Genomic DNA, 19,709 nt, shown 5'->3' on the forward strand with positions numbered 1-19,709 from the left:
ATGTCCGCAGCAGGCCTCGGCGCCTTGGGGCGTCGAGGCGGGAAGGTGCTGTTCCTTTTCGCCGGCAGTTATCCGGCGGCATGCCGTCCTCCTCCTCTAGTCGGGTCTCGAGATCAACTGACCACCAAGGCGGACCCACTGTTCATCGAGTGTCGTACCAGGGTTCTGTCCGCGATCCAGCAGTCGAAGGTGGTGGCGCCCGTGTAGTGGGCGCCTCGCTTAGGCTGGCTCCGTGATCCTTCTCCTCATCGGCCTCGCGCTGCTCGGATTCTGCGGCTACCGGTTCAGGCAGGATCGGCGGAGGCTGAGCAACGGCGTCTATCTACTTCTCGGACTGATCTTCACCGGTCTGTGGATGTTGCAGTCGGGTGCGCCAGGCACCGAGGTCCCGTCGTTCGTCATCGCGACGATCGCTCTGCTCTCGCCGTTGCTGGTGCTCCTGCTTGCAGGATTCCTGATCGTCAACGGAATCACGATGCTGCGGCGCGAGGGATTCAGCGTCGCGAATCTGCTCTCACTCGTCGCCGGACTCGGCCTGCTCGTTACCTACGTGTTGCTCGCATCAGCGCTGCTGACGCAGAGATATTGGCTCGCAGTCGTTCTCGGTTCGTTCAGCCTGGTCGCGTCGTACCTGGGGTTTCTGTTCACGAGCTTTCTGCTCTACTCCTACGTCTACGGACGCCAGAAGTACCAGCCCGGGATGGACGCGATAGTGGTTCACGGCGCCGGGCTTTCGGGCGCCGACGTGACGCCCCTGCTTGCCAGCCGTCTGGACAAGGCGGCCGACGTCTTTCGCGCCGAGGTCCGCGAAGGACGTTCACCACTGTTGGTCGTGAGCGGCGGGAAGGGTTCGGACGAGGTGGTCAGCGAGGCGGAGGCAATGTGCGTCTACCTCGTCGATCACGGGATACCGCGCGAGAGCGTGATTCTCGAGGACCGCTCGACCACCACGCTCGAGAACCTCGAGTACACCAGGGACCTTCTCCGTGCCAACACCACGAAGCCTCGAATGGTGCTGGTCACCAGCAACTTCCACATCCTCCGAACCGCGACGTTTGCCCGAAGCCTCGATCTGGATGCGGAAGTCATCGGTTCCCACACCGCCCGGTACTACCTGCCGAGCGCCATTCTGCGCGAGTTCGCCGCCGTCACGGTGGAGCACAAGTGGCTCAACGGAACGGTCTGCCTGATCCTGGCCGCCCTGCCCCCACTGGTGGTCTGGGCGGCAGGAGGCATTTCGTAGCCGGATTCAGCGAATCAGGCTCTCGACGCCCATCGGTCGGCGACCCAGAAGCAGTTCGACGGCCGCGCTGCCGGCAAGAAAATCATGGTGGTTGTAGAACTCGAACATCGCCGCCAGACGCGAGCTGGCGTTGACGTCAAGGCTGCTGCCGATCTGTTCGCGCCATTGATCCACGCTGATCTGATCTATCGCGACGGTCCGTGACGTCTGCTTTTCCACCATCTGTGCCACCTCCATGACGCTCAGAGCTTGCGGGCCGCCCACCTCGTACGTCGCTCCGTGATGTTCACCCGAGCCCTCGCTCAGTACGACCGCGGCAACAGCCGCCACGTCCGCCAAACTCACGAACGAGAACTTCGTTTCCGCGCTGTACGGCAGGACGATGGTGTCAGATCGGCCCGTGAGTACCGCCTCGAAATTCTGCGCGTACGCACACGGTTGCAGCACAGTCCATTTCAAGGGTGAACGATGCAGCTCGTCCTCACACCTGGCTTTGTCCAGGTGATGCGGCATGGACGGGCTGAACGGCCACGCGACGGAGTGATAGACAAAGTGCTCCACTCCCGCCGAAGCCGCTGCCGTCAGCGCATTGCGAAGCAGTGCGGGCTCGTCGGGATGGACGTTCGGGGCAATGAAGTACACGCCTCGGCACCCGGCGAGCGCCTTGCGCAGTCCGCTTCCGGTTTCCAGTTCTACCTCGAAGTCCCCGTCGACACGCGCCTTTCGCACCAGTCGCCGAACTGTCACGCTCGGCGGCAGTGCGGCGACGACGGCCTCACCGGTCTTACCCGCGGCGCCGATCACCGCGATGTCGGCGCCGCGAGCAATTCCGTTCTCCATGAGAGTTTTCCGTCCTAGACGTAGTCGTAGACCGCTGAGGTGGCGCCACCCGAAAGCTGCGCGTAGCCCGGACCCCGATCGAAGAAGGGTTCGTTCTCACCGCGTTCCGAGCGCAACTGATCCCGTAGCTCCGTGGTAGCAGCCTCGTCGACGGTCGGCTCGTCACCCTCGATCACGACGACAACGCCGTAGTCGTCGCGTGCACCCTCGACGGAAACCTTGCGCCACTGAATGTCTCGCAAGACCTCTTCGGTCGGGCGCTCCAGGGGATCTCCCCAACCACCACCACCGGTGGTGCGAATCCGTACGACCTCGCCGGCCTTGATCGGCTCGGCATCGGTCAGCGCGTCGAACTCACGCTCGTTCGGTCCACCCGGATCCAGGACGACGGAGAACGGCCGACCGGCCTTGCCACCCTTGACTCCCCAGCAGGCGAGAATCGAACGGTCCGCGATGGACATGAAGTGAGCATCCTTGAGCATGCGGATGTGCTTCTCGTATCCCAGGCCGCCGCGGTAACGTCCGGCTCCGCCCGAATCCATGGCCAGACCGAGCTTTTCGACGATGAAGGGGAACCGGCTCTCGGTGAATTCGGTCGGCAGGTTCCGTGAATCGGGAACGACGTGAATCGTGTCCTCGCCGTCGGCGTAGTAGCGTCCGCCGGAACCTCCGCCGAGCACCTCACGCATGAGATACGAGTGACCTTCGAAGTCCTCACCGTAAACACCGGTGTACCTGATGGTCTCCTGATCGGCGGGCATGTTGCCGTCCACAGCCTTGGCCACGACGCCGGCCAGCACTCCGAGCAGACGGAGTATGACAAACGTGCGAGCGTTGGTGGGGGCAGGGAAGATCGGGGTGATCAATGTTCCCTTTTCGGGGAACTTCATCTCGATCAGCGGTACGACGCCCTCGTTGACATCGAGTTCGGCCATGCGCTCCGGGGTGTCCGCGAGGTTACGCAGAATCGGGGCCAACCACTTGATGAGGAAGTTTCCGTCCGCGTAGTCACCGCAGTGGTTGATCGGGCCCTTTGCCTGCGGTCCGGTTCCGTTGAAGTCCAGGATGAGTCGCTCGCCGCCCTCGTCCTCCGGCCGCGTCTTCGTGAGCGTGATGCGCTGGATGTGGAGCATCGGCTCGTCGACGCCGTCGTGCTCGGCGTAGTCCTCCCACGTGTACTCACCGACCGGGATCTTGCTGAGGATCTCGCGACGGTACGTCTCGGTGGTCGCGTCCATCATCGCGTCGAAGCACGACTCGACGGTGTCGACGCCGTAGCGCTCGAACAATTCGGTGAGTCGACGCGCACCCATCAGGCACGCCGAGCACTCGGCGTCGAGGTCAGCTGCCAACGCATCCGGCATACGGGAGTTACGCGTCATGATGCGCAGTGCCGCCTCGTTGGGAACTCCCTGGTCCCACAGTTTGATCGGCGGAACCATCAGTCCCTCTTCGTACACCGTGGTGGCGCCGGACGGCATGGAGCCGGGGCAGCAACCGCCGATGTCGTCGTGGTGACCGAACGCCTGAACGAACGCAACAACCTTCGGCTCGGCATCGGGAGTGACGCGGGCGAAGACAGGCACCGTGACGCACAGGTCGGGGAGATGGCCGATGCCACCTTCGGACAGGTAGACGTCGTTGTGGAAGTACACGTCTCCCGGCTTCATCGTCTCGAGTGGGAAGTCCCGGGCGATCGGATGAACCAGGGCGGAATACGAACGGCCCGTGAGCTTGCGGAGGTTCCGGTCGTGAATACCGGCACGGAAGTCGTGAGCGTCACGGATCATCGGTGAGCGCGAGGTGCGCGAAATGGAGGTCTCCACCTCCATTTCCACGCTGGCAAGGTAACCGGCGACGATCTCGACCAGAATCGGGTCAGGTGACGCGCCGTCGGTAGCGGTGAGTCGGTACGGCTTGGCCGCGGTGGCAGCAGCAGCATCGAGAATGGCGGTCATCACTTCACTCCGTTCGAGTCGGAAGACTTCGAGATACGAATGTTCCCGAAGGTGTCGATACGTGCCGAGAATCCGGGATGGATCGGGACAGTCGAGCTGAACTCCTCGATCACGGCCGGTCCTTCGATGACGTCACCCGCACCGAGCAGTGTGCGATCGTAGGTGGCCGTCTCGACCCAGCTGTCGAAATAGGATTGGCGCGAACCGGTTCGGGCGGTCTCGGCACCGTTTCCGGCGGGGATTTCCTTGAGCGTCGGACGCTTGATCGGGCCGATGCCGCTCACGCGCAGGTTGACCCATTCCACGTGCTGCGACGGGTCTCCCCGGAAGTCGTAGCCGTACAGCTCGCGGTGCGCCTGGTGGAACGCCTCGGCCGCGTCGTCCATGATCTGCGCCGTGACGGTACCTTCCGCCACCGGGACGCGCACCTCGAATGCCTGACCGAGGTAGCGCAGATCCGCAGTACGAGAGTACTTGCGCTGCGTCTCGTCGAAACCCTCTTCGGCGAGCGCGATCTCGGCTTCGCCGGCCAGCGCGTCGAACTGGCTCTGCAGGTCTTCAGCCTTCAACCGGTCGTGACGACTGACATGCGTCTGGACGTAGTCGTTGCGGACATCGACCGTCAGCAGACCGAACGCGGAGACGTTACCCGGATTGAGCGGGACGAGAACGTCTTTCAGACCCAGGATGTCGACGAGACGGCAGGCGAGCAGCGAGCCGGAGCCGCCGAACGTCACGAGGGTGAAGTCGCGAACGTCGAGGCCACGCTTGACGGTGATCTGACGCAGGGCGTTGGCCTGGTTCCACGCCGAGACCTCGAGGACGCCGACCGCGCACTCCTCGAAGCCCAGACTGAGCTGTGTTGCAAGCTCTTCGAGGCCCTTGCGTGCCAATTCCGTGTCGAGAGGAATCTCGCCACCGAGCAGGTGGGGTGGGATGCGACCGAGCAGGACGTGCGCGTCGGTGATGGTCGGTTCGCTGCCGCCCTTGCCGTAGCACAACGGTCCGGGATCGGCGCCGGCCGACTGAGGGCCGACTCGGAGGGTGTGTTCCGGCGTCATCCACGCGATCGACCCACCACCGGCGCCGACGGTCACGACGTCGATCATCGGGATCTTCGACGGGTAGTTGCCCACTCGCCCTTCGGTGGTCAGCGCGGGCTCGCCGCGAACCACGACGGTGACATCCGTCGACGTTCCGCCGCCGTCACAGGTCAACACCTGCTCGACGCCGGCGGCGTCGGCGATCAGCGCAGCACCGAGGGCTCCGGCGGCCGGTCCCGACAGGACTGTCGTAATAGGCTGGTGAACAACCTCTTTGGCCGACAGGACACCGCCGTTGGACTTCATGACGTAGAACGGGATGTCGCGGGGTTCACCGTCGGTGGTCGAGAACTCACGCAGACGATTCGCGATGTTGTTCACGTAGTTGCGGATGTTCGGCTTGACCGCGGCGTCCACGAGTGTGGTGATGGACCGCTCGTATTCGCGGTACTCACGCAGCACCTGGCTCGAGATGCTCACCGTCGCATCGGGGAAAACTTCGAAGAGGATGTCGCGTACGCGCTCCTCGTGCGTCGGATCGGCGTACGAGTGCATGAGGCAGACGCCGATGGTCCGGATCCCGCGATCCTTGAAGAACTGCGCTGCGCTGCGGACACTCTCTTCGTCGAGCGGACGAATCTCGCTGCCGTCGAAGGAAAGGCGTCCACCGACGGTGCGTACACGATCGGCGGGGACGATGCGTTCGGGCTTGACCCAGAAGTACGAGTTGCCGTAACCGTCCGGCACCGACTGACGAGCGATCTCGAGAACGTGCTCGTAGCCCTCGGTGGTGATGAAGCCGAGGTTCTCGACCTTGCCTTCGAGCAGCTTGTTCGTCGCTACGGTCGTGCCGTGGCTGACCGCACCGATGGAGTCGCCACTCTCACCGAGCTTGGCGAGTACCTTCTCGATACCGGCGAGAAAGCCCTCGGCGGGGTCCGCCGGGGTGGACGGGGTCTTGGTGGTGACGATGGCGCCGGTTTCGTCGTCCACTGCCACGATGTCGGTGAACGTTCCGCCGGTATCGATACCGACCCGAATCTTCCTGGGTTCCACGCTTCCTCCTGAGATCTTTGGCTCGTCTCGTCTGGTACCGATCGACGGTTGCGGCCTAGCCGGTAAGTGGCTCGTACCTGACGTGTAGAGCTATTCCACAGGTTCGGAAGAGCGGATTCTTTGTCACAATTCGCCGAATCGGGGGACCAAGGTTCGGCGCACGATCACGAGCGGATCTTCGCCGGCGCCCCCGTGGGTTACGCGGACGTGAAAAACGCCCCGAACCTGGTCGGTTCGGGGCGTTTCCCTCATCGTGAATCAGCTGTTGACACCTGAGTGAACTACTTGCGACAACCAGAACGCGCCAGGAATCCGCCTATAGCAACACCTGACAAAGCAATGGCTGCGCCGACGACGGCGCTGACCATCACCGTGCGAGCATCTGTGCTGCCCGCTGTCGGTGCGGCGGCCGGAAGAACCGCCGGTGCCGCGACAGCTCCGGAAACTACCGGCGCGCCTTCGACCGCCACTGCCGGTACCGCCGCCGCCACGGCGGCAGTGACCTTCTCGGGGATGCCGTTGGCAATGACGCCGTCGATGCTCTTGAAGAACACCCCGGCCATCTTCTTGGCTACACCGGTGATCATGCGCTGCCCGACGCCGCCGACCATCCCGCCGACCACGGCGTCGGCGTCATACGAAAGCAGCGTGCCACCCTCGTTCTCCGTCAAGGTGACCGTGACGTCCGCCTTCACCGTGCCGGGAGCACCCGCCCCCGAAGCCGTCATGACAAACGAATTGGGCCGATTCTGTTGCGACAGAACAACCTCGCCGTCGTAGACGCCCTTGATCGACGCAACTCCCGCCATGATGGAGAGCTTGTAGTGATTGTCCGTGAGCTGCTCGAGCGACTGCACACCGGGAATGGTCGCGGCCAGTACACGACCGTCCTGGAGCTTGTCGTAGACCTCTTCGCGAGGTGCCGTCAGCTGCGCGGTGCCGGCGATTCTCATGCATTCTCCTCTGATGACGAACCCGCATGTGCGAGTCGAAGTTCGAACAGTTCGGACGGTGAAATGGGCATGGACGCGATCGAGATTCCTTCGGCGTCCTCGATGGCAGCCGCGATGACGGCGCTGGTGGGGATCACACCCGCCTCACCGGCACCCTTCATTCCGAGTGGGTTGAGCCCTGACGGCGTGACGGTGTGATCCATCTCGAGCGAATCCGGCATCTCGGTGACGAACGGCATCAAGAAGTCCATGTACGACGCGTTGAGCATCTGCCCGTGCTCGTCGTAGACGATCCGTTCGTAGAGTGCGCCGCCGATACCTTGCGCGACGGCGCCCATGACCTGACCTTCGACGATGCGGGGGTTGATCACGTTTCCGCAGTCGTGGATGACAACGTAACGACGGACCGTGATCTCGGCTGTCACGGGATCGGTTTCGACGATCGCCGCGTGCACTCCCGAAGCGAAGGTGGAACTGGGCGGCGAGTAGTAGCCGGTTGCTTCCAGACCGGGCTGCTCACCCTCGGGAATCGGCGGCTTCGACATGTCCGTGTCGGTCTTGGCGAAACCGGTGGCCAGCTTCGACTCACGGTCGAACGCATATCGTAGCGGGTTCGACAGCACGGCAACAACACTCAGCGGTACGGACGTACCTTCCACACCGGCTTCGGTGCCGATCTTGCACACGTGGCCTTCCCGGAGTTCCAGTTCGGTTTCCGGCAGATCCAAGATTCCGGAGGCGATCTTCTTCGCCTTCTCCGCGACCATCTGCGCCGCGACATGGAAGGCCGAACCCGACATGACCGCCCCACGCGATGCGAAAGTGCCTACGGCATAACCGAACCGGCGGGTATCACCCGTGACGATCTCGACGTCGGAGACCTTGACTCCGAGATCGTCCGCGACGATCTGGGCGAACGCGGTCTGATGGCCTTGGCCTTGCGTCGTCAAGCCTGTTGCCGCCTTGACCTTTCCGGACGTCTCGACCACGACGTGGGCACCCTCGTAAGGTCCCGGGCCGGTTCCCTCGACGTACGCACCGATACCGATTCCGACCGACCGCCCTTCGGCGCGAGCCTTCCTCTGGTACTCGGGAAATCCGTCCCAGTCGATGAGCTTCTTGAGCTTGTCGATGCCTGCCTGGTAGTCGCCCGTGTCGTAGATCAACGGGCGTCCGTCCTGGAACATCAGGCCGAAGTCGTACGGCATGTCCTCGGGGCGAATGAAGTTCGCCTCCCGCACCGCGATCTTGTCCTTGTTCAGGTACTTGGCGATGGCGTCCATGGATCGCTCCATAGCGAACACTGCCTGCGGACGTCCGGCGCCGCGGTACGGGGTCACGATGACCGTGTTGGTGTACAGCGAATAGGCGTTGACCCGGAACGACTTCGGCTTGTACGGCCCGAGAACCTGCGTCGCGGTGTTGATCATGACGATGATCCCGTACGGCAGGTAGGCACCGTTGTCGTGCCAGAACGTGAAGTCGAACGCCAACAGGCGACCCTCGTCGTCGAATCCGATGTCGACCTTCTGGATCTGCCCACGCTCGTGCGCGCTCGAGATGAAGTGCTCACGGCGATCCTCGACCCACTTCACCTCACAGGAGATGCCGGCCTGGCCGAGGCGTCGAGCGGCCCACGTGATCATCACTTCTTCGGGCCACGGGTGAACGATCTTGACGCCGAATCCGCCGCCGACGTCAGGAGCGATGCAGTGAACCTTGTTCAGCGCCATCCCCAATCGCGCGGCGATTGCGGCGCGGGCGGACGTGGACGTCTGGGTGGAGGTCCAGAACGTGAGGGTGTTCTCGTCACCGTCCCAACGTGCGTAGACGCCCTTGCCCTCCATCGGCATGGAAGCCGAACGCTCGATTTCGAGATCCAGCGTCAGTCGGTGCGGCGCGGCGGCCAGTTCGGCATCCAGATCTCCGAACCCGTGCTGCAGGTGAGCGGCGACGTTGTCCGGAACGTCGGCGTGGACGGCGTTGGCGGCGGTGCGAGCGACGTCGATCCCCACTACAGGCTTCAGCGCCTCGTAGGTGACGTCGATCTTCGCGCAAGCGTCCTCGGCGATGTACCGGTTGTCGGCGACCACCATGGCGATGGCTTCTCCGACATGCTTCACCTCGTCCTTCGCGAGGGGATACCCGTTGCGCGGAGCGATGATTCCCGGATGAGGAATGAGCAGTGGCAGGTTCTCCGCCATTTCCGGCGTGTCCGCGAGGAGATCTTCGTAGGTGTAGATGGCATGTACACCAGGCACTTCCAGCGCCTGATCGATGTCGATGTCGATGATTCGCGCATGGGCGTGCGGCGACCTGACGAATGCCGCGATCAGCGCGTTGTGGCCCAGATCGTCGAGGTATCGCCCCTGACCGCTGAGCAGACGCGTATCTTCCTCGCGCGGAATCGGTTTACCGAAGAACTTGCCGTCGTCGGCAACCGAATGATCGGCCGTCGAATGATCGGAAGCGGGGTGCTTCGCCCCGTTGCGCTTTGCTGGTTTGACCGGAGTACTCATGCCTTACCCGCCCGTCCTCCGACAGGATTCGTTGTTCCCCGCACCTTGCGATCCAACGCCTCCCGAGTGGACGCGTCGTCGATTCCGAGCGGGAACTGCCCGGCCCGTTCACGCTTGATCTCGGCTGCGCGCAAAACCGACGCCCTGATGTTCTGGTACCCCGTACAACGGCAGAGGTTTCCCGCTATCGCGTCGGTAGCTTCCTCCCGCGTGGGGTTGGGGTTCTCCTCGAGAAATGCCGCGATGGTCGTCACGAATCCCGGAGTGCAGAATCCGCACTGCAGACCGTGACAATCCTTGAACGCCTGCTGAACCGGATGCAAAGTGCCGTCCGGCTCGACGAGGCCTTCGACGGTGGTGATCGATCGACCTTCGAGGCTGGCCGCGAGGACGAGACAGGATCGAACAGGCTTTCCGTCGAGCAGCACGGTGCACGCACCACACACGCCGTGTTCACAACCCACGTGCGTGCCCGTCTTACGGAGGTGGTGACGAATGGCATCCGAAGCCAGAGTGCGGGAGGGAAGAACGACGGTGTTCGTCACCTCGTTGAGCGTGAACGTGACAGCTACATGGTGCTCACCGGTGTCTGCTGCCAACTCGGCAAGTTGATCATCGATGGAGCGATCGTTTTTGGACATTGTCACCACTTTCCTGCCAGTACTGCGTTCTCACTGAGAGCATCCGTTGCCGCCGCGAAGCCGACTCGCGCCGTGAGCGCGGACACCAACTGCGAGCGGTACGCCGCCGTCCCGTGAATGTCTGCCTCGGTATCTATCTGCGCGCGGGCGCATTCCCCGAGGGTGCGCCACCGCGGGTCTCGCTGATCCGTCGCGGACGCCCCCGCCAGCACGTTCGTGTAGTCCACGACCTGCCCCAGCTCTCCGGCGGACACGTACGTCATGTGCGCTTCGGCCACCAGACCGTCGACCACGCGAATCCGGGCGACGACGCCGACCAGTGCATAGTCACCGTGACGACGCGCGATCTCGTCGATGGCGGTTCCCACGCCGGGTTCGGCGGCGGGCACCGACACCGACACCGCGATCTCGTCCGATTCCAGGCTCGACTCGAGAGGGCCGGCGAAGAGATCCGTCGACGCGATCTCGCGGGTGCCACGCACCGACTGGACGGTCACGCTGCCCCCGAGCAGCGTCAGGACTGCCGGCATCTCCGCCGACGGATCGGCATGGACGATGGAGCCGACGCTCGTCCCGCGGTTACGGATCGTGGGGTGCGCTACCAACTGCAGAGCACGGTTCAGCAGAGGCTGGACTCGACGAGCACCTTCGTCGGCCGCCAGCACCGAGTGCGTGGCCAGGGCCTGGAACCGCACTCCTTCGTCTTCGGACGAGGTCACCGAAGCGAGGTTCGGGATCGATCCGATGTCGACGATGTGGGCGGGCGCGGCGAGGCGCATGGACAGCAGCGGCACAAGCGATTGCCCACCGGCGAGCACCTTCCCCTCGTGAGAGACCTCGGAGAGGATTCGGCACGCGTCCTCGACCGAGGACGGTCGGTGATAAGTCAGCGGCGACGGTTTCATTACTCAATCCTGCCTCTATGAGTCACTTCACGTTTTGTGCAGATGTGACAACGGTCACGGGTCATACCTGGCATACATTCAACTTGGCATCACGTGAGCTGCGCCACGGGCTCTTCGCGTTCGTCATCTGACGCATTCGCCCCCGGCGTTGCGCCCGGCCGCCTGCCGGACTTCGGCCTGTTCAGTTCAGGGTTCCAGGACCCCACGAGCCGGCAGAGGTGGTACATCACGATCAAGACGATGGTGCCGAGCGCGATACCTCCGAGCGAGAACGTGTCACTGAACTTCAGCGCCGTGTCGCCGATACCGATGATCAGACCGGCGGCAATCGGCATCAGATTCAGCGGGTTCCCGAAGTCGACGCCGTTCTCTTTCCAGATCTTGGCGCCGAGCAGACCGATCATGCCGAACAGAACCACAAGAATTCCGCCCAGGACGCCGCCGGGCGTCGCCGCCATGACTGCTCCGAACTTGGGCGAGAAGCCGAGCAGGATCGCGATGAAACCCGCGATCACGTACGCGGCGGTCGAGTACACCCGCGTGGCAGCCATGACACCGATGTTCTCGGCATGCGTCGTAGTGGGGGAGCCGCCTACTGCGCTGGCGATGGCGGTGGCAAAACCGTCACCGACAATGGCGCGTCCGATGTACGGGTCGAGATCGTCGCCCGTGATTTCGGCGACCGCCTTGACGTGTCCGGCGTTTTCCGCGACCAGTGCGATGACACCGGGAAGCACCAGAACGATGAACGTGAGGCTGAACGAGGGAGCATGAATACCGACGATCCCGTTGGCTTCGTCCGAGAACGGCGGCAACCCGAACCAGGACGCCGAGTGCACCGAATCCCAGTTGACACGAAAGTGCTCGGTGGGTGCGCCACTACCACTGGCGGACGTGATCGGACCGGAGAGCCGGTCGAGGACCCACGAGAAGATGTAGCCGAAAACCAGCGCGACGAGAATGGCGATACGTCCCAGGAAGCCGCGTAGCGCAACGCTCATCACGATCAGTGCAACCATCACGATCAGTGCCACCCACTGATCCTGCGGCCAGTACAACCCCGCGACCACAGGCGCCAGGTTGAAGCCGATCAACATCACCACAGCGCCGGTCACCACCGACGGTAGCGCTTTACTGATGACGCCACCGCCGAGAAAGTGGATGGCGATGCCGACGAATCCCAGAACCAACCCCGACACCAGAATCGCACCGGTCACTTCGGCCGTCGTTCCACCTTGGGCACGAATGGCGGCAACGCCACCGACAAAAGCTGCGGATGTTCCGAGGTAGCTGGGGACGTGCCCCTTGACCACCAGCAGGAAGAAGAGCGTACAAAAGCCCGACATCATCACGGCAAGTTGAGGATTGAGGCCCATGATGATCGGGAAGACGAACGTCGCGCCGAACATCGACACGACATGCTGGCCGCCCAACCCGATGGTTCTCGCCCAACTGAGTCGCTCGCCGGGAGCGACCACTTCACCGGCTCCGATGTTCTTTCCGTCTCCGTGCAACGTCCAGATCGGCATGACGAGACCTTTCGCAAAGGAGGAAGGTGTTCGAAATGCTTTGTGCCCCAGCTCACAAACACCGTGTCTGGAGTGAAACGCTAATGCAGGACCGAGATTTGGACGTGATGACAATCTGCCAGAACCCACTCACCGAGATTGGCAACAATGGTGGCAGATGATGCGGGCAGGGGTCATCGTCAGTGCTGGAGGCAGTTTCGACCGAGATGAGGACCACGCCACGAAGGGCCCAAACATTTTCTTCGGCTTAATGATTCCGTAACACGATGTCTGTCAACGGAAAACGAGGTACCTAGCCGAGGGCTGCGAGGATCCCTGCTGCCATCTCCGCGACCTGATCATCGGTCATGACGAACGTCGGCGAAATCTGCATCGCACCCTGACCCGCCGCGCGACCCGAAATACCGTGCTCACGAAGCGTCTTCACAAACGGCAACGCCTCCGCCGGATCAGCCAACTGCACCGCAGCAACCGCACCGAGCCCACTACGAACCTCCGCCACCCGCGGATGCTCCGCCAACGGCTGCAGATGCGTATGCAACGACGCCTCCAAACGCTTCGACTCCGCGAGCAGATTCTCACGCTCGAGAATGTCGAGGTTCGCCATCGCCGCCGCAGCAGCACCGGCATGCCCGCCGTACGTGTACCCATGGCGCCACCACGAACCGGCATAGAACGGCTCCGCCACCCGCGGCGCGATGAACACCGCACCCATCGGAACGTAACCCGACGTCAAACCCTTTGCCGTGGTCATCATGTCGGGCTGCAAATCGAAACGAGTAGACGCGAACCACTCACCACCGATCCGGCCGAAACCGGTCACCACCTCGTCGACGACAAACAGAATGTCGTGCTCACGGCAGATGTCACGCACCTCGGCCAGGTACCCCTCCGGCGGCAGATACACCCCACCCGCACCGATGATCGGCTCCGCGAAGAACGCAGCGATCTTGTTCGCACCGATCTTCTCGATCAACTCGAGCAGGCTCTTCGCATCGTCCCAGCCGACGGTCGCCGCATCCGCCATCAGCTCGCCGTACCCCTCACGGTTCACCGGAATACCAGCGAGAGCCGTTCCGGCAACGTGCATTCCGTGATACGCCTTCTGGCGTCCGACGATGATCGTCTTCTCCGGCTGCCCCACCTCGTGCCAGTACCGGCGAGCCAGCTTCGCCGCAGTGTCCACCGAATCCGAACCACCCGAGGTGAAGAAGATCTTGCTCCCGGCAACCGGCGCGATGGCCGCCAGACGCTCGGCCAACACCTGCGTGGTCTCGGGAACAAAATCACCGAAGTTGGAGAAATGAGCGATCTTCGACAACTGAGCCGCTACCGCATCCGCGATCTCGGTGCGGCCGTGCCCGACATTGGTGAACCACAGGCCCGCCGTCGCATCCAGATACCGAGTGCCCTCGCGGTCCCAGATGTACGCGCCCTCACCGCGAGAGACGACAAACGCGCCGTTCTTCTCCACAGCGCCCATGTCCGCGAACCCGTGCCACAATGCCGAAGCCATCGTCTTTCTCTCCCAACTGGATACGTTCGAAATAGATCGGTCAGTTCACGCGGAGTGCGGGCGGAAGAACCCGCTCGACCCACTGGGTTGCCTGCTCGAATGCGTAGGCGAGTTGGAGTACGTCCAAGTCGGCTCCGTGCCGACCGATGATCTGGATACCCATGGGAAGCGAACGATCGTCGAAGCCGACCGGCATCCCCGCAACCGGAACCCCGGCCATCGTCCAGGGAACAACCGTCTCCATCCACCGGTGATACGTGTCCATCGATCGGCCGTCGACGGTCTCGGGCCAGTGAGTGTTCTTGTCGAAAGGAAACACCTGGGCACTGGGCGCAAGAATGTAGTCGTAGGTTTCGAACATCTTGGTAATGGCCGACAGCCAGCCGTTGCGGGCCTCCGCGGCCTTGGTCACGTCGAGAGCCGACAGTGTGACCGCGTGCTCGAGTTCCCACAACAGTTCGGGCTTCATCAACTCGCGCAAGCTCGGATCGTTGTACTGATCGATCAAGCCGAGCTGTGCCCACCAACGCCACCGCAAGAACAGTTGCCAGATGTCCTCGGGTTTGAAGTCGGGAAGCGCCGCCTCGACGCGGCACCCCAACTGTTCGAAGACCTCGAACGAGGATTCGCACAACTCGAGAACTCCAGGTTCGGTTGCCAGGTAACCGTTCCAGTCACCGACCCATGCGATCCGAGAGCCCTTCAGATCACGTGCGAGGCTTTCGGTGAATACCGCGGGATCCTCACGAATCCCCAACGGTGCATAAGCATCCGGCCCCGCCATCGTGGAAAGCAGGTGAGCCACGTCGGTGACGGTTCGGCCCATCGGGCCCACAACGGCGCCCTGAGCGATGAATCCCGTCTCCGGTATCCGACCCCAGGATGGTCGAAACCCAACAACGTTGTTGAATGCCGACGGGTTTCGGAGCGAACCCATGTAATCGCTTCCATCAGCCACCGGCAACATGCGGAGCGCCAACGACGCTGCGGCGCCACCGCTGCTACCGCCGGCAGTGCGCGAATTGTCGTACGGCGACACCGTCGTACCCCACACCGGGTTGTACGTCTGGGATCCGAGCCCGAACTCCGGTGTGTTCGTCTTGCCGATCACAATGGCACCGGCAGACCTGATCCGCTTGACGAACAGTTCGTCATCTTCGGCGATTCGGTCCGCGAACATCGGCGACCCGGACGTGAACGGCAGACCCTTGGCTGCCGAAAGATCCTTCACCGCATGCGGAAACCCGTGCATCCAACCGAGATACTGCCCACTCGCCAACTGCGAATCACGCTGGCGCGCCTCCGCCGTCAACGCTTCCCGATCCCGCAATGCGACGATCGCGTTCACCGCCGGGTTATGTAATTCGATCTGATCGAGGAAGCTCTCCATCACCTCGACACACGACACTTCACGCCTGCGTATCAGACCACTGAGCGTGACCGCATCGGCCATGACGAGTTCGCGATTCTCGGGCGCACCGGAAACGCTCTCGTCGACAGGGTCAGCAGCATGAACCATCGTGAATCCTTTCAAGCAGTGAAGTGGGGTACGCCGCGGCGGACTCGCCGCCACCGGCAACTGATTCGAGGACGAATTGCCGGTGGCGGCGCGACTGTCGAGGTTTCCAGCGAGGTTCTTGCCTACTACTGACCGAGATCGACGATGGCAGCGACTGGGCCGCCGCCTTCGGGACCCTGGTGCGCTGCCGATACCGAGACGAACACTGCCGGATCGCCGGTGACAGCTGCCGTGACTCCGCCGACACACGACTTGATCTGGCGGTGCCAGTGCACGTCGGAGTCGTCGAGCATCGCATTACGACGGCCACGGACCGTTCCGTCCTGACTGGCCTCGCACTTCAAGAACACGTTGACGAGTTGACCGTCCAGGTCGCTCGGGTGCGGCCGCTCCGGAAGTTCGAGTCCGGCGTCACGGATCGCCGCCCAGATGCCGTCCTGGTCGAGCGGATCCTTCATCACGCTGTGGCCGATCCGGTAGCGTCCGCCGACGCCACGTGCGTTACCGACGACGACGATCTGCGCGCGGTCCAACTCGACGCCGGACGAGCAGGATGCGACAGAGGAGAAGAGTTCGCGGCTGTGCATGACATCCTCGTCGGTCGGCATGTCGATTTCGCCGAGCGCAACCGCGATCCCCAGAGCCGTTCCGCCGTTGGACAGGTCCATCGACTCATGAGTCTGTTCGGTCCACACAGTCTTGCCGCGGCTCTTGGCGTCACGGATGGTGTGAATTGTCAGCAACGGAGTCTTGGTCTGTACGTAGTGCACGTCGGCGGGATCGGTGATGCCGGCATTGGCCATCGCGTCTTTCACTGCCGCAGCAACTTTGGTGATCATGGCCGTACGGCCGATGTCCTCGGGCAGCAGTTGCTCACTCATGGCGACACCCACGGTCAGTCGCGGCTCGTCGGTCTTGGTGACCTTGTCTGCCGGCACGGTCGCGAAGATCGTCGCGTGCGGGCTGATCACGCCGTCCGTGCCGCCGGACCAGACGATCGGCACCTCCGCCACTTCTTCGGGGCTGCGATTACCCTTGGCGGAGAGAACCTCTCGGAACGCTCGGTCCGCGATGATGCGTGTGTAGTCGTTGACGCCGCCGTTACCCTCGGTTTTGCCGATGACTGCAATGACGCGGTCGGCCTCGAGGACACCGTCGTCGATCAGCTTGGCGAGCTCACTGGCGTCGGAGACGCTGTGTAGCGGAACCTTACGGACCTCGATTGCTTCGGGCATTGGCATCTCCTTGTATAGGGAATCGTGGAGGCAAAATTGAGCCTTGACAGCTCCGGGCGCTCAGTCCAGCCGAGCGGTTCGGAACTGCCGTGTCGACCACGCTATGACGACTCGAACCCATCGGCATCGTCAATACTTGCCCAAACGAAAACCGCGATTGGTTATTTCGACTCCGATTCACCGGTTGTGCGCCGCCCCATCGGTTCTCACTTACGATTCGACCATGGACACCACTGTTGTCGACCATCCGCTGGCGGCATCGCTGCTCACGACCATGCGCGACGCTCGCAGCGACAACGCAACGTTCCGGTCCGCCTTGCGCAGACTGACCCATATGTTGGTCTACGAGGCCATGCGCGGCGCAGAACTGGAACAGTTCGACATCGAGACGCCAGTTGCTCCGACGCTGGGGGTGCGGCTGGCGAATCCACCGCTCCTGGTCCCGGTCTTGCGAGCGGGCCTCGGCATGGTCGAACAGGCGAGTGCCCTTATTCCGCAGGCAGGCGTCGGTTTCGTGGGAATGGCACGAGACGAGAAGACACACCAGCCGGTTCCGTATCTGGAGTCCCTGCCAGCTGATCTGTCGAGCACCCCCGTCTACGTCCTCGATCCGATGTTGGCGACCGGTGGATCCATCGTCCGCACAATCGATCTGCTCATTGCACGCGGAGCCACCGATGTGACTGCAATATGTGTCGTCGTGGCTCCGGAAGGGATCGAAGCACTGAAGAACTCCGGACATCCGGTCCGGCTCCTCACAGCGAGCATCGACGACGGCCTGAACGAAAATGCTTTCCTGATACCTGGACTCGGAGACGCGGGCGATCGCCAATTCGGGCCGCGGTAGTTGGCAGACATACGGAGAACCGCTCATTCCGAGAGGCTATTTTCGTCAACTGTTGACAATGTTCGTCGCGTGATCGAGCGTAGTCTCGCGACATGGATAGATCTGCCAAATATTCGAGCGACGAGCTTCAACATTTGCCAGAAGGTGGCGACTACAGACTCACAGTTCGGGATGTCCTCGAGCTGCCCAGTCTGCGTGGAGCCGAAGTCCTTGCCGGGCACGGGGGCTTGCGCCACCTCGTTCAATCGGTGAACGTGATGGAAGTACCGGACATCCTCGCTTGGGTGAAGCCGAACGAGTTGTTGGTGACAACCGGGTTCCCGCTGCGCTACGGGCGAACCGGCGAGCTTCTCGACGACACAGATCTCAGTGACCTCGTCGACGGTCTTGCACGTCGAGGAGTCGCGGCACTTGCCGTGAAAACGGGCCGTTATCTCGACGAGCTGCCCGAGGCGATGCTGCACATGGCAGAGCAGCGAGGGCTTCCGCTGTTGGTTCTTCCCGTCACCGCGGGATTCGACGAGGTGATCTCGGAGGTCTTCACCAAGTTGGTGGCGAAGCAGTCCGCGGCACTCGATATTGCCGATCGACTTCACCGCTCGTTGACGTCGATCGTCTTGGAAGGTGGCGATCTACCTCAGATTGCCGCAGAATTCGCCGCGCTTTTCGACGTCAGCGTTCTGATCTGCTCGCCGGACGGAAGGGTATTGACCGAGGCCGGGGATTCAGCCGCGCTGAATGCGCTTCCGTTGTTCGAAAGCACCGGTCGGTTCCTGACCGAGCGGGTCGCCGTCGGTTTACAGAACGCGCCCAAGGGATTTCCCGGCCAGTTGGCGCTCACCCGAGTGGTGGCCGGCGGCACCGACCACGGCCGGATGGTGGCGTACGCCGGCACCCACGAACTCGGCGCAGTTGTCGTTCAAGCGCTGGAGCGAGCGGCCACCGTTGCCGCGCTGGCCGTCACCAAACAGCTGGCAGTTGCGGCAGTGGAATCCAAGTTCCGCGGAGACTTCCTCCGCGACGCACTGATAGGCGAAGCCGGCTCGCCTGCGGAAGTGAGCGCGCACTTCACCCAGTTGGGGTGGGATGTCACTCGTCCACTTGCCGTTGTGGTTGCAGAACTCGACGTCGATCACCCGGAATCCCAGCACGCGAATTCCACTCGCACGGACCAAGATCGACTCAGCGACGGCTGGCAACAAGTGGTACGAACACACGAGCGGACGGCGCCGTCCGTCGGGTTTCGACACGAGGTGGTCACGCTTTTCCCGACCAGCACCGACCGTGCGGTTCGGGACATCGAAGGGTTGGTGCGCAAGGTTGCCGGCGATCGCACCAGCGGCCGCCGATCCTTCAGCACGGGAGTGAGCCGGGTGATCTACTCCCTGGCCGATCTACCCGCGGCCTACGACCAAGCCTGTACAGCCGTGGTCGTCGGCCGACGTATCAACGGGCCGGGGCAGATCGCACACTTCGACGAACTCGGTGTACACCGACTCCTCTCGCTCCAGACGGACAAGAGCGAACTGCGTTCGTTCACCGATGACGTTCTGAAGTCCTTGTCGGCGGACAACGCCGAAGCCGCTGACCTGCGTCTGACACTCCAGACCCTGCTCGACTGCAATTGCAATGTCGCCGAGGCCTCCCGGGCGCTGCACATGCACTACAACACTTTGCGTTACAGAATCGGAAAGCTGGAGAGCGTCGTCGGATCGTTCACCGACGACCCCGTCCTTCGATTGAACGTCTCACTCGCCCTGCAGGTCATGAAGATGCACGAAATGTCATGACTTCGCACGATATGAGCTGACAGAACGTCCCGATAACGGTTCGATACAACCGCAATCGCGCCGCCCGGTGAGCGTTCGTCACTTCTTACCCACCACTGACACCCGTCGTCGGCAA

Annotated in this window: 16 protein-coding genes; 5 read left to right on the top strand and 11 right to left on the bottom strand. The window is 62.7% G+C overall.

Translation table 11 applies throughout. The annotated features are described in order from the left end of the window. Together KTR60_RS28460 and KTR60_RS28465 are read left to right on the top strand one after the other, a co-directional pair. Positions 1–207, top strand: coding sequence for a hypothetical protein (locus tag KTR60_RS28460; RefSeq protein WP_228401523.1), 207 nt, complete (start codon positions 1–3; stop codon positions 205–207). A 25-nt stretch (positions 208–232) separates the two neighbouring features. After that, entirely contained in the window at positions 233–1,243 is a 1,011-nt protein-coding gene (locus tag KTR60_RS28465) for a YdcF family protein (RefSeq protein WP_228401524.1), read from the top strand. Between the two features lie 6 nt (positions 1,244–1,249). Here KTR60_RS28465 and KTR60_RS28470 read toward each other — a convergent pair whose 3' ends face one another. The 10 genes from KTR60_RS28470 to KTR60_RS28515 form a co-directional block, all read right to left on the bottom strand. After that, on the bottom strand, positions 1,250–2,083 hold the full coding sequence (locus KTR60_RS28470) for an NmrA family NAD(P)-binding protein (RefSeq protein ID WP_030537953.1): 834 nt from the start codon (positions 2,081–2,083) through the stop codon (positions 1,250–1,252). Between the two features lie 14 nt (positions 2,084–2,097). Beyond that, the gene (locus KTR60_RS28475) at positions 2,098–4,041 is read right to left on the bottom strand and encodes a hydantoinase B/oxoprolinase family protein (RefSeq protein ID WP_007735492.1); all 1,944 of its coding nucleotides are present in this window, start codon (positions 4,039–4,041) and stop codon (positions 2,098–2,100) included. Further along, positions 4,041–6,140 carry a hydantoinase/oxoprolinase family protein gene (locus tag KTR60_RS28480; protein ID WP_064073494.1) on the bottom strand — a complete coding sequence of 700 codons (2,100 nt, stop codon included), beginning with the start codon at positions 6,138–6,140 and terminating at the stop codon, positions 4,041–4,043. Before KTR60_RS28480 ends, KTR60_RS28475 begins: the two co-directional genes overlap by 1 nt. Positions 6,141–6,421: 281 nt before the next feature. Further along, a complete protein-coding gene (locus KTR60_RS28485; protein WP_054187233.1) occupies positions 6,422–7,093 on the bottom strand; it encodes an SRPBCC family protein in 672 nt (223 codons plus the stop codon). Beyond that, the gene (gene cutA, locus KTR60_RS28490) at positions 7,090–9,612 is read right to left on the bottom strand and encodes an aerobic carbon-monoxide dehydrogenase large subunit (protein WP_228401525.1); all 2,523 of its coding nucleotides are present in this window, start codon (positions 9,610–9,612) and stop codon (positions 7,090–7,092) included. The genes KTR60_RS28485 and cutA overlap by 4 nt, the downstream gene beginning before the upstream one ends. Further along, positions 9,609–10,253, bottom strand: a complete 645-nt coding sequence (locus tag KTR60_RS28495; protein WP_003946048.1) for a (2Fe-2S)-binding protein — start codon at positions 10,251–10,253, stop codon at positions 9,609–9,611. The genes cutA and KTR60_RS28495 overlap by 4 nt, the downstream gene beginning before the upstream one ends. 2 nt (positions 10,254–10,255) lie before the next feature. After that, positions 10,256–11,158, bottom strand: coding sequence for an FAD binding domain-containing protein (locus KTR60_RS28500; protein WP_047271858.1), 903 nt, complete (start codon positions 11,156–11,158; stop codon positions 10,256–10,258). A gap of 89 nt (positions 11,159–11,247) precedes the next feature. Further along, on the bottom strand, positions 11,248–12,687 hold the full coding sequence (locus tag KTR60_RS28505) for a uracil-xanthine permease family protein (RefSeq protein ID WP_228401526.1): 1,440 nt from the start codon (positions 12,685–12,687) through the stop codon (positions 11,248–11,250). Positions 12,688–12,979: 292 nt separating this feature from the next. Beyond that, complete coding sequence (locus KTR60_RS28510; RefSeq protein ID WP_058039339.1) at positions 12,980–14,203, bottom strand: aspartate aminotransferase family protein; 1,224 nt, start codon at positions 14,201–14,203, stop codon at positions 12,980–12,982. 40 nt (positions 14,204–14,243) lie between these two features. After that, the gene (locus tag KTR60_RS28515; protein WP_228401527.1) at positions 14,244–15,722 is read right to left on the bottom strand and encodes an amidase; all 1,479 of its coding nucleotides are present in this window, start codon (positions 15,720–15,722) and stop codon (positions 14,244–14,246) included. Here KTR60_RS28515 and KTR60_RS28520 point away from each other — a divergent pair. Beyond that, positions 15,714–15,854 (top strand): hypothetical protein, encoded by a 141-nt coding sequence (locus KTR60_RS28520; RefSeq protein ID WP_155277953.1) that lies wholly within the window; start codon positions 15,714–15,716, stop codon positions 15,852–15,854. The genes KTR60_RS28515 and KTR60_RS28520 overlap by 9 nt on opposite strands. Here KTR60_RS28520 and KTR60_RS28525 read toward each other — a convergent pair. After that, positions 15,848–16,957 carry a ring-opening amidohydrolase gene (locus KTR60_RS28525; RefSeq protein WP_054187237.1) on the bottom strand — a complete coding sequence of 370 codons (1,110 nt, stop codon included), beginning with the start codon at positions 16,955–16,957 and terminating at the stop codon, positions 15,848–15,850. The two genes, KTR60_RS28520 and KTR60_RS28525, sit on opposite strands and share 7 nt — an antisense overlap. A gap of 223 nt (positions 16,958–17,180) precedes the next feature. Between KTR60_RS28525 and upp the strand changes: the two genes are divergently transcribed. Both upp and KTR60_RS28535 read left to right on the top strand, forming a co-directional pair. Beyond that, on the top strand, positions 17,181–17,804 hold the full coding sequence (gene upp / locus KTR60_RS28530) for a uracil phosphoribosyltransferase (protein ID WP_007735207.1): 624 nt from the start codon (positions 17,181–17,183) through the stop codon (positions 17,802–17,804). Positions 17,805–17,896: 92 nt separating this feature from the next. Then, positions 17,897–19,594 (top strand): PucR family transcriptional regulator, encoded by a 1,698-nt coding sequence (locus KTR60_RS28535; protein ID WP_228401528.1) that lies wholly within the window; start codon positions 17,897–17,899, stop codon positions 19,592–19,594. Positions 19,595–19,709 lie beyond the last annotated feature (115 nt).

The sequence above is a fragment of the Rhodococcus sp. C1 genome (assembly GCF_020809065.1).
Taxonomy (GTDB): domain Bacteria; phylum Actinomycetota; class Actinomycetes; order Mycobacteriales; family Mycobacteriaceae; genus Rhodococcus_F; species Rhodococcus_F qingshengii.

Coding starts and splice junctions, on each gene's coding strand:
- KTR60_RS28460 (WP_228401523.1), top strand. CDS start 1: ATGTCCGCAGCAGGCCTCGGCGCCTTGGGGCGTCGAGGCGGGAAGGTG.
- KTR60_RS28470 (WP_030537953.1), bottom strand. CDS start 2,083: ATGGAGAACGGAATTGCTCGCGGCGCCGACATCGCGGTGATCGGCGCC.
- KTR60_RS28475 (WP_007735492.1), bottom strand. CDS start 4,041: ATGACCGCCATTCTCGATGCTGCTGCTGCCACCGCGGCCAAGCCGTAC.
- KTR60_RS28485 (WP_054187233.1), bottom strand. CDS start 7,093: ATGAGAATCGCCGGCACCGCGCAGCTGACGGCACCTCGCGAAGAGGTC.
- cutA (WP_228401525.1), bottom strand. CDS start 9,612: ATGAGTACTCCGGTCAAACCAGCAAAGCGCAACGGGGCGAAGCACCCC.
- KTR60_RS28495 (WP_003946048.1), bottom strand. CDS start 10,253: ATGTCCAAAAACGATCGCTCCATCGATGATCAACTTGCCGAGTTGGCA.
- KTR60_RS28500 (WP_047271858.1), bottom strand. CDS start 11,158: ATGAAACCGTCGCCGCTGACTTATCACCGACCGTCCTCGGTCGAGGAC.
- KTR60_RS28505 (WP_228401526.1), bottom strand. CDS start 12,687: ATGCCGATCTGGACGTTGCACGGAGACGGAAAGAACATCGGAGCCGGT.
- KTR60_RS28510 (WP_058039339.1), bottom strand. CDS start 14,203: ATGGCTTCGGCATTGTGGCACGGGTTCGCGGACATGGGCGCTGTGGAG.
- KTR60_RS28520 (WP_155277953.1), top strand. CDS start 15,714: ATGAACCATCGTGAATCCTTTCAAGCAGTGAAGTGGGGTACGCCGCGG.
- KTR60_RS28515 (WP_228401527.1), bottom strand. CDS start 15,722: ATGGTTCATGCTGCTGACCCTGTCGACGAGAGCGTTTCCGGTGCGCCC.
- KTR60_RS28525 (WP_054187237.1), bottom strand. CDS start 16,957: ATGCCCGAAGCAATCGAGGTCCGTAAGGTTCCGCTACACAGCGTCTCC.
- upp (WP_007735207.1), top strand. CDS start 17,181: ATGGACACCACTGTTGTCGACCATCCGCTGGCGGCATCGCTGCTCACG.
- KTR60_RS28535 (WP_228401528.1), top strand. CDS start 17,897: ATGGATAGATCTGCCAAATATTCGAGCGACGAGCTTCAACATTTGCCA.